Annotated in this window: 9 protein-coding genes; 2 read left to right on the top strand and 7 right to left on the bottom strand. The window is 63.8% G+C overall.

What is annotated here, in order from left to right; translation table 11 throughout:
- Together BLX41_RS26230 and BLX41_RS26225 are read right to left on the bottom strand one after the other, a co-directional pair.
- Nucleotides 1-1,189, bottom strand: a 1,189-nt coding sequence (locus BLX41_RS26230) for an ATP-binding protein (RefSeq protein ID WP_259745200.1), incomplete at its 3' end; no start/stop codon positions are given.
- 4 nt (nt 1,190-1,193) lie between these two features.
- The gene (locus tag BLX41_RS26225; RefSeq protein ID WP_123727241.1) at nt 1,194-1,895 is read right to left on the bottom strand and encodes a response regulator; all 702 of its coding nucleotides are present in this window, start codon (nt 1,893-1,895) and stop codon (nt 1,194-1,196) included.
- Nucleotides 1,896-2,097: 202 nt separating this feature from the next.
- On the opposite strand from BLX41_RS26225, the gene BLX41_RS26220 reads away from it, so the two are divergent.
- Together BLX41_RS26220 and BLX41_RS26215 are read left to right on the top strand one after the other, a co-directional pair.
- On the top strand, nt 2,098-3,252 hold the full coding sequence (locus BLX41_RS26220) for an efflux RND transporter periplasmic adaptor subunit (RefSeq protein WP_123727240.1): 1,155 nt from the start codon (nt 2,098-2,100) through the stop codon (nt 3,250-3,252).
- A gap of 10 nt (nt 3,253-3,262) precedes the next feature.
- A complete protein-coding gene (locus tag BLX41_RS26215) occupies nt 3,263-6,361 on the top strand; it encodes an efflux RND transporter permease subunit (RefSeq protein WP_123727239.1) in 3,099 nt (1,032 codons plus the stop codon).
- A 72-nt stretch (nt 6,362-6,433) separates the two neighbouring features.
- Here the strand turns inward: BLX41_RS26215 and BLX41_RS36325 are convergent, their stop codons facing one another.
- The 5 genes from BLX41_RS36325 to BLX41_RS36320 all read right to left on the bottom strand — a co-directional run.
- Nucleotides 6,434-6,559, bottom strand: coding sequence for a hypothetical protein (locus tag BLX41_RS36325; RefSeq protein ID WP_256674552.1), 126 nt, complete (start codon nt 6,557-6,559; stop codon nt 6,434-6,436).
- Between the two features lie 482 nt (nt 6,560-7,041).
- On the bottom strand, nt 7,042-7,221 hold the full coding sequence (locus BLX41_RS26210; protein ID WP_123727238.1) for a hypothetical protein: 180 nt from the start codon (nt 7,219-7,221) through the stop codon (nt 7,042-7,044).
- Nucleotides 7,222-7,376: 155 nt separating this feature from the next.
- A complete protein-coding gene (locus BLX41_RS26205) occupies nt 7,377-8,552 on the bottom strand; it encodes a lactonase family protein (protein ID WP_123727237.1) in 1,176 nt (391 codons plus the stop codon).
- On the bottom strand, nt 8,539-8,832 hold the full coding sequence (locus tag BLX41_RS26200; protein WP_123727236.1) for a DUF5629 family protein: 294 nt from the start codon (nt 8,830-8,832) through the stop codon (nt 8,539-8,541). The genes BLX41_RS26205 and BLX41_RS26200 overlap by 14 nt, the downstream gene beginning before the upstream one ends.
- Nucleotides 8,833-9,046: 214 nt before the next feature.
- The coding region (locus BLX41_RS36320; RefSeq protein ID WP_259745198.1) for an efflux RND transporter permease subunit at nt 9,047-9,791 on the bottom strand (745 nt) is incomplete at its 5' end.

Genomic DNA, 9,791 nt, shown 5'->3' with positions numbered 1-9,791 from the left:
CCAGGCCGAAGCCGCCGGTGGCGCGGTCACGGCTGCGGTCCAGGCGGTAGAACGGCTCGAACACCCGCTCGCGTTCGTCGTCGGGAATGCCGATGCCGTCGTCGTCGACCCAGATCTCGCAGCCGTCGTTGCTGACCAGCACGCCCACCTGGATGCGTTTCTCGCAATAGCGGGTGGCATTGCGCAGCAGGTTCTGCAGGGCCCGGGCGGTCAGTCGCGGGTCCAGGGTGAAACGCTCCAGGGCGCCGTGCAGCAGGACATCGATGACGATGTCCGATTCCAGTTCATCGTCGACGCTGCCGAGGATGCTGTCGATGAACTCGTCCAGGGACACCTCGATCTGCTCCGGCAGGCAGGCCGGGTTCTGCAGGCGGCTGTAGGACAGCAGCTCCAGCACCAGTTCATCCAGTTCGCGGATATGTGCCACCAGCCCCTGCAGACGCTCGCGACTGGCCACGGGCAAGTCGTCGGAGAGCACCAGGGCCAGGCCGAAATCCAGTCGGGTCAAAGGCGTGCGCAACTCGTGGGACACCGCATTGAGCAAGTCCCGCTGCTGGTTCAGGAGTTTCTCGATATCCCCGGCCATGGTGTCGAACACATGGGCCAGGCTGCCGATGTTGGAGCTGCCGGGCAGTTGCGTGCGCTCACTCAAGTGGCCCTTGCCGAAGCGTTCGGCGGTGCGCTTCAAGCGCTCCAGGTCGCGCCAGTGGGGCCTGACCCAAAGCAGCAGGCAGGCCAGCAGCACCGCGACGATCAGCACGTTGATGCTCCAGTACAGCAGGTTGACGTCCAGGGGGTCCGGCGGCACCACCAGCTTCACTGCCAGCTGGTCATCCAGCGGCGACACCGCCAGGGTGCGCCAGCCCCAGTCCCCCAGGCGCACGACCTTTTCGCCGCGCTCCAGGCGCTCACGCTCGTAAAGGCTGAAGTCCGGGTCGTCGATACGCACCAGGGCCACCTGCAGCGGGTGGAATTCCTCGTCCATTTCCTTGACCAGGGTCGGCCACTGGGCCGGCGGCAGAGCGCGGAATTGCTTGACGATCAAGCTCTGCAAGCCCCGGGACTGATCCAGGTTGTAGTCCAGGAAACGCTCGTGGAAGACCTTGATCACCAGATCGGGAATCAGGTAGATCGCTGCGCTGAAGGCGACAATGGTGATCAGGTACAGCCGGATCAGGATGCGCAGCATGGCGTCAGCATTCCCACTCGGAACGGCTGAACAGATAACCCTTGCCCCAGACGGTCTTGATCTTGCGCGCCTCGCCGGCGTGGTCGTCGAACTTGCGCCGCAGCTTGGAGATGGCCACATCCACCGAGCGATCGGTGCCGTTGAACTCGATGCCCCGCAGGCGCTGGAGGATCTGGTCGCGACTCAGCACTTCGCCGGCATGTCGGGCCAGCACCACCAGCAGGTTGTACTCACCGCTGGACAGTTCCACCAACTGCTCGCGCCAGGTCACGGTGCGCTCGCAGAGGTCGATGCACAGGTTGCCCATGAGGATCTGGTCGCTGGCGGTCTGGGGTTCACTCAGGCTGCTGCGGCGCAACAAGGTGCGCACCCGAGCCAACAGCACTCGCGGTTCGCAAGGTTTTGTCACATAGTCGTCGGCGCCCATTTCCAGACCCAGGACCTGATCATGGCTATCATCGCGCGCGGTCAGCATCAGAATCGGCAAGGTCGCCGAGTCGGCGCGCAACAAACGGCAGACCTGCAAACCGTCCAGCCCCGGCAACATCAGGTCGAGGATCACCAGGTCCGGCGGATTGGCCTTGGCCCGCTCCCGCACCTGATCGCCACGACTGATCACACTGACTTGATAGCCATTGCGTTCCAGATAACTGGCAATCAGTTCCGAGAGCGCGGAGTCGTCTTCGACGAGCAGAATATTGGGCATGAGCTGAGGTCTTTATTGAAGAAATACAGAGTACCGGCGTTCCTTATAGAGCACCGGGCACAACCAGCAAGGCGCCAAGGATATACAACAGCGGCAGCCCGGGCGCGCCTGCTTCACACTTTTTCACACAGCACCTACACAGCTTCACAGCGGGCCTTGACCCATGCCCTTAGCATGCCGAGGTCATTATTGGGGTATCAGCATGTCGAATAAACTCTTTGCGCCACTCTGCCTGATGGTTCTGGCAGCGGCGCTGAGCGCCTGCGGCAAATCCGAAGGCGAACAGACACCACCGACCGCCAAGGTGCGGATCGAGACGATCCAGAGCCAGGCCCTGTCCATCACCAGCGAACTGAGCGGGCGCATCGCCGCACCGCGGCTCGCCGAAGTCCGCGCCCGGGTGGCCGGGGTGGTGCTGCAACGGACCTTCCGCGAGGGATCGGATGTCAAGCAAGGCGACGTGCTGTTCCGCATCGACCCGGCGCCGTTCAAGGCCGACCTGGACAGTGCCCAGGCCAGCCTGCGCAAGGCCGAGGCCACTGCCTTCCAGGCGCAGTTGCAGGAGCAGCGCTACTCCAAGCTGATCGCCGACCAGGCCATCAGCGGCCAGGAATACGACAACGCCCGGGCCGCGGCACGCCAGGCCACCGCCGATGTCGCCGCCAACCAGGCCGCCGTGCAACGGGCCAAGCTCAACCTCGGCTATGCCACCGTGACCGCGCCGATTTCCGGTCGCGTCGGCCGCGCCCTGGTGACCGAAGGCGCCCTGGTGGGCCAGAACGAAACCACGCCCCTGGCGCTGATCCAGCAACTGAACCCGATCCACGCCGACCTGACCCAGTCCACCCGCGAGCTCAATGAACTGCGCCGGGCCTTCCGCGCCGGGCAGTTGCAGCAGGTGGGCAAGGACCAGGCCAAGGCCACTCTGATCCAGGACGACGGCAGTCTCTATCCGCTGCCGGGCAAACTGCTGTTCGCCGACATCAGCGTCGATCCGGGCACCGGGCAGATCATCCTGCGCAGCGAGTTCCCCAACCCGGACCTCGACCTCTTGCCCGGCAGCTTCGTACGCGTGCGCCTGGAGCAGGCGGTCAACCAGCAGGGCATCAGCGTGCCGCAGCGCGCCATCCAGCGTGACAGCGCCGGCATCGCCCAGGTGTTGCTGGTGGATGCCGAAAACCGTGTGGTGCAACACCCGGTGCAACTGGGTGGAGTACAGAAAGATCGCTGGATCGTGACCGAAGGGCTCAAGCCCGGTGACCGCATCATCGTCGAAGGCTTGCAGCACGCCCGTCCCGGCGAGCTGGTGCAGATCGACGACACTCCCCTTCCGCTCGCCCAGAATCCTGGCCAGTAGGTAGTACGACATGCCGCAATTCTTTATTGACCGCCCGGTGTTCGCCTGGGTAGTCGCGTTCTTCATCCTGTTGGGTGGCGCCCTGGCGATTCCCCAACTGCCGGTGGCGCAGTACCCCACCGTGGCACCGCCGCAGATCGAGATCTACGCGGCCTATCCGGGCGCCTCGGCGCAGACCCTGGACGAGTCGGTGGTCAGCCTGATCGAGCAGGAGCTCAACGGTGCCGACCACCTGCTGTACTTCTCTTCCCAGAGCAGCCTGGGCAGCGCCACCATCACCGCTACCTTCCAGCCCGGCACCAACCCGGAGCTGGCCCAGGTGGACGTGCAGAACCGCCTCAAGGCGGTGGAGCCGCGCCTGCCCCAGGCCGTGACCCAGCAAGGCCTGCAGGTGGAGAAAGTCTCCGCCGGCTTCCTGCTGCTGATCACCCTGACCTCCAATGACGGGCGCCTCAACGATGTGGCCCTCAGCGACTACCTGGCCCGCAACGTGATGAACGAGATCCGACGCGTGGACGGGGTCGGCAAGGCCCAGCTGTATGGCGCCGAGCGGGCCATGCGCATCTGGCTCGACCCGCAGAAGCTGATCGGTTTCAACCTGACTCCGGCGGACGTCAATGCCGCCATCAGCGCGCAGAACGCCCAGGTGCCGGCAGGCAGCATCGGCGACCTGCCCAACCCGTCCAGCCAGGAAATCACCGCCACCATCCTGGTCAAGGGCCAGCTGACCACTCCCGAGGAGTTCGCCGACATTGTCCTGCGGGCCAATCCCGACGGCTCCACGGTGCGCATCGGCGATGTGGCGCGGGTGGAAGTCGGCAGCCAGGAATACCAGTTCGGCACACGCCTGAACGGCAAGCCCTCCACCGCGGTCGGCGTGCAATTGTCCCCCGGGGCCAACGCACTGAATACCGCGACCCTGATCCGGGCGAAGATGGACGAGCTGTCGCGCTACTTCCCCGCCGGCGTGGAATACAAGATCCCCTATGACACCTCACCCTTCGTCAAGGTCTCGATCACCAAGGTGATCTACACCCTGATGGAAGCCATGGCCCTGGTGTTCCTGGTGATGTTCCTGTTCCTGCAGAACATCCGCTACACCCTGATCCCGACCCTGGTGGTACCGGTGGCGCTGATGGGGACCTTCGCCACCATGCTGGCCCTGGGTTTCTCCATCAACGTGCTGACCATGTTCGGCATGGTGCTGGCCATCGGCATCCTGGTGGACGATGCCATCGTGGTGGTGGAGAACGTCGAGCGGATCATGGCCACCGAGGGCCTGTCGCCCAAGGAGGCCACGCGCAAGGCCATGAAGCAGATCACCGGGGCCATCATCGGCATCACCCTGGTGCTGGTCGCGGTGTTCATCCCCATGGCCTTCATGCCAGGTTCCGTGGGGGTGATCTACCAGCAGTTCTCGCTGTCCATGGCCACCTCGATCCTGTTCTCGGCCTTCCTCGCCCTGACCCTGACCCCGGCCCTGTGCGCCACCCTGCTCAAGCCCATTGCCAAGGGCGAACACCATGAACGCAGCGGTTTCTTCGGCTGGTTCAACCGGCGTTTCGAAAGCCTGAGCAACAGCTACGAGGGCGGCGTGAGCTATGCCCTCAAGCGCACCGGTCGCTACTTGCTGATCTACGCCGCACTGCTGGCGATCATGGCGCTGCTGTTCAGCCGACTGCCCTCCTCGTTCCTCCCGGTGGAAGACCAGGGCTACACCCTCACCGATATCCAACTACCTCCCGGGGCCAGCCAGAACCGCACGATCAAGGTGGTGGAACAGATCGAGGCGCATAACGCCGGCGAACCGGGGGTGGGCGACAGCACCATCATCCTCGGCTTCAGCTTCTCCGGCAGCGGACAGAACGCGGCCTTGGCCTTCACCACCCTCAAGGACTGGTCGCAACGGGGCGGCGACGACTCGGCCATGGCCATTGCCGACCGCGCCAACGGCGCCCTGAGTGCGATCAAGGACGCCGTGGTGTACGCCGTACTGCCGCCGCCTATCGATGGCCTGGGCACTTCCAGCGGCTTCGAGTTCCGCCTGCAGGACCGTGGCGGTGTCGGCCACGCCGCCCTGATGCAAGCACGAACCGAGCTGCTCAAGAGCACGGAGAAGAGCCCGATCCTGGCCAACGTCCGCGAAAGCGCCCTGGCCGAAGCGCCCCAGGTGCAACTGGAGGTCGACCGCAAGCAGGCCAACGCCCTGGGCGTGTCCTTCGCCGATATCGGCAACCTGCTGTCCACGGCCCTGGGTTCGGCCTATATCAACGACTTCCCCAACCAGGGACGCATGCAGCGGGTGGTGGTCCAGGCTGAAGGCGATCAACGCAGCCAGGTCGAGGACCTGCTGCGGATGAACGTGCGCAACAGCGCCGGCAAGATGGTGCCGCTGTCAGCCTTCGTCCGCGCCACCTGGACCCTGGGGCCGGCCCAGCTGACCCGCTACAACGGCTACCCGGCCATCGCCATTTCCGGCGAGCCGGCTCCGGGCCACAGCACCGGTGAAGCGATGCAGGAGGTCGAACGGCTGGTGAGCCAGTTGCCTGCGGGCCTGGGCCTGGAGTGGACCGGTCTGTCCCTGCAGGAACGCCTCTCGGGCAGTCAGGCGCCGCTGTTGCTGGGCCTGTCGCTGCTGATCGTGTTCCTGTGCCTGGCGGCGCTCTACGAGAGTTGGTCGATTCCGACCTCGGTGCTGCTGGTGGTGCCCCTCGGGGTGCTGGGTGCGGTGCTGGCGGTGAGCTTGCGCGGGATGCCCAACGACGTGTTCTTCAAGGTGGGGCTGATCACCATCATCGGCCTGTCGGCGAAGAACGCGATCCTGATCATCGAGTTCGCCAAGAGCCTGTACGAGGAAGGCCACGACCTGATCGACGCCACGGTGCAGGCAGCACGCCTGCGTCTGCGGCCGATCGTCATGACGTCCCTGGCCTTCATCCTCGGCGTGGTGCCCCTGGCCATTGCCACCGGTGCCAGTTCCGCCAGCCAGCAGGCCATCGGTACCGGGGTGATCGGCGGCATGATCACCGCGACCCTGGCGGTGATCTTCGTTCCGGTGTTCTTCGTCGTAGTCATGAAACTGGTAAAACGCGGTTCGTCCAAGGACTGAACCCAGGCAAACGGGCCCCGCTTCCGGGGCCCGTTCCTTCCTTGCTTGCCACGCTCAATCCAGCCTCGAACGTCAGTCCTGCAACAGGCTGGTCAAACGCTCGCGAGAGGTCTCTGGCTCACCTTCGACAGGCTGCGCAGAAGAGAGGATGGGGGTGGAATAGAGCAACAGCAGAACCACGGCCAGACGCATCACCATGCTATCGATCCTTGCTCGGGAAAGAGTCAATAATTCAGCGTCAAATTTAAACACATGGCTATGTGACACTACCAAGTAAAATTTGCCTGGCGTGTGGATTGCGTCGCAAACAGACAACGCAGCAACGACATCCGTCGCGCAGAAGCCGCTCCCGCAAAAACACCTCCCGTAGGAGCTGGCTTGCCAGCGAAGGCGGTCGTCAGCCAGGCGCACGACTCAGGTGCCTCTTCGCCGGCAAGCCGGCTCCTACAGGATGGTGACATCTCAGGCGAACCGTAGGAGCTGGCTTGCCAGCGAAGGCGGTCGTCAGCCAGGCGTACGACTCCGGGGCCTCTTCGCCGGCAAGCCGGCTCCTACAGGATGGCGACATTTCAGGCGAACCGTAGGAGCTGGCTTGCCAGCGAAGGCGGCGTCATGGGCGATGCAAGGCCAGGGGCCCTTTCGCCGGCTGGCGCAATACCGCCCGGCCGGCTTTTACGGGTTCAGTGCTGGGCTTTGTGGTCCAGAGCGGCGTAGAAGTTGGCGCTTTGTTGCAGGTATTTCTGGGTGTAGGTGTTGGTGCTGGATTTCTTCTGGCTGATTTCCACGTTGGCACTGGCTGGCAGGACCACGCTGGCGGAAATGGCGGAGGCTGCGATCACGGAGAAGAGATTGAAGTTCATCGGTATAACCCTCGGATTCAGTTGGCTTGCTTGCCCGTGTGGGCCGTGAAGCAAACTTACTCCCGAGGGTTGGCGGGAAAAAATTCTTTGCGGCAGTAGCCATTATCAGCGTCATTGATAGAAGCCGTCAGGCCCCGAATGACGGGGCCTGTGGCTTATTGACGCACCAGGAACTTGATGTCGCTGGGGGCTTCGAAGGGCAGTTTCTGCACCGTCTTGCCCAGGAAACCGGTCTTGGCGTCGCGTTCGATCACCACGATTTCATTGCTTTTCTGGTTGCCGATCAGCACGTAGCGGTTGCTCGGGTCCAGGCTGAACTCCCGGGGGTGATCACCCTCCACGGAACGACGCTGGATCTCCTTGAGCTGGCCATTGCTCTGATCGATGGCGAACACCAGCAACTGGTTGGCGGTGCCCCGGTTGCTGACGTAGAGGTACTGACCGTCCTTGGAGGCGTGCAAGGCTGCCGCGGCCTTCTTCTCCTTGTTGCCATTGGCCGCCAGATCAACCAGCTGGCGCTGGGTCAGCTTGCCGTCCTGATAGTCGAAGACCGCCACCTGGGCGCTCATCTCCAGGGTCAGGTAGGCATGTTTGCCATCGGCACTGAACAGCAAGTGGCGCGGACCGCTGCCCGCAGGCAACTGGACGAAGGCCGGGTCAGCCGGTACCAGCGGGTGTTCCGGATTGGCCTTGGGGTCGTAGCGGTAGACAAAGATCTTGTCCGCCCCCAGGTCGTTGGCGAACACGAACTGGCCGTCCGGGGACGACACCGACGAATGCACGTGGGCCGACTGCTGGCGCTCGGGATCGACCCGGCTGGCCGGATGGCTGGTGAGCTGCACCACCGGCGACAGGTGCCCGTCAGCACTGACCGGCACCACCGCCAGGCTGCCGCCCGGGTCCACATCCACCGAATAGTTGCTGACGAACAAGTAGTTGCCGTCGGCGCTCAGGCTGGAGTGAGTGGGCTCGTTGCCCTGACTCTGCACCTGGTTGATCAGGTTCAGTTGATGAGTCTTGGGCGCCAGGCTGTAGCTGCTGACCCGACCGATGGGGTCAACCTGTCCCGGGCTGTTTTCATTCACTGCAAAGACGAATTTCTGGTCCTTGGACAGGGTCAGCCAGGACGGGTTGGAACTCTTCACGACCTGCAGCGGCTTGGCATCGATCTGCCCGGTACGTTCGTTGAAATGCAGGCGATACAGGCCCTGACTCTGACCCTGGGTGTAGGAGCCCACCAGCAGTTCCTGGGTGTCCGCCGGAGCGGCCTGGACCGCCATGGCGCCGACACTGCCGGCCATCAACAGCGGCCAGAAATTACGCATCTTCATGCTCACTCTCCTCTTCGTCACGGGCACTGAACGCGCTCATGCACACCAGGCGGTGCTCGCCGGAGTCACCGACCAGGGTCCAGCTCTGCAGCGCCTGATCAAAGGTCGCGGCCTGCACCTGGGCCAGGGTGAAGCTCCAGCGCTTGGCGGCGCGGCCATCCATGCACTCGATCAGCAGGCGCTGCTCGTCGAGGGTGAAATCGAAGGCGTGCAGGCCGTCGATTTCCAGCATGTCGCAGGCTTCAAGGGCAGTGAGCAAGGTGTCGGTAGCAGCGGTCATAGCGATCAATCATCAATTGGAAAGGCGCAATGATAGCTGATTGGCGCAAGCGGGTTGGGCCAGCATTGCACCGCGCAGGCGACTGTCCCAAGTACACCCACCGACAGGCTCCGCCGGGGCCGCCCGGTTCTTCAGCGCCACCCGCTTTTCCCTCTGAACGCCGGGCATGAAAAAGCCGCACCCGAGGGTGCGGCTGAGTATTCATGCAACGGGCTCAGTGAGCGAACAGCGAGTTGCCCTTCTGCCCGGCCAGCTTCTCCGGCTTGATCAGGAACCGCGCCAGGGCCGGCAGCAGCCACAGGGCACCGAACATGTTCCACAGCAGCATGAAGGTCAGCATCAGGCCCATGTCGGCCTGGAACTTGATCGCCGAGAAGATCCAGGTGCACACGCCGATGGCCAGGCACAGGCCGGTGAACAGCACCGCCTTGCCGGTGGAACGCAGGGTCTGGTAGTAGGCCTCCTGCAACGGCAGCCCGGCACGCAGGAAGCTTTCCAGACGGCTGTAGATATAGATGCCGTAGTCGACACCGATCCCCACCCCCAGCGCCACCACCGGCAAGGTCGCCACCTTGACGCCGATGCCCATGAAGGCCATCAGCGCGTTGCCCAGCACCGAAGTCAGCACCAGCGGCAGGACGATGCACAGGGTCGCGGCCCAGGAGCGGAAGGTGATCATGCACATGCCGGCTACGCAGATGTAGACCAGGATCAGGATGATCAGCTCGGATTCCTTGATCACCTCGTTGGTGGCCGCCTCGATCCCGGCGTTACCGGCGGCGAGGATGAACTCCAGGCCATCCTTGTTGTGCTCTGCGGCGAACTCCTGCACCGCGTGTACCGCACGATCCAGGGTCGCGGCCTTGTGGTCGTTGAGGAACACCAGCACCGGCGCCAGGGAGCAGTTGTTGTTGTACAGGCCGTCGGCCCGGGCGATGGAGTTGTTCAGCACGTCGGGG

This window comes from Pseudomonas protegens (genome assembly GCF_003732485.1).
Classification (GTDB): Bacteria; Pseudomonadota; Gammaproteobacteria; order Pseudomonadales; family Pseudomonadaceae; genus Aquipseudomonas; species Aquipseudomonas protegens_B.
Note: the sequence above shows the minus strand (reverse complement) of the source record. Positions and strands in the feature narration are given on the sequence as shown.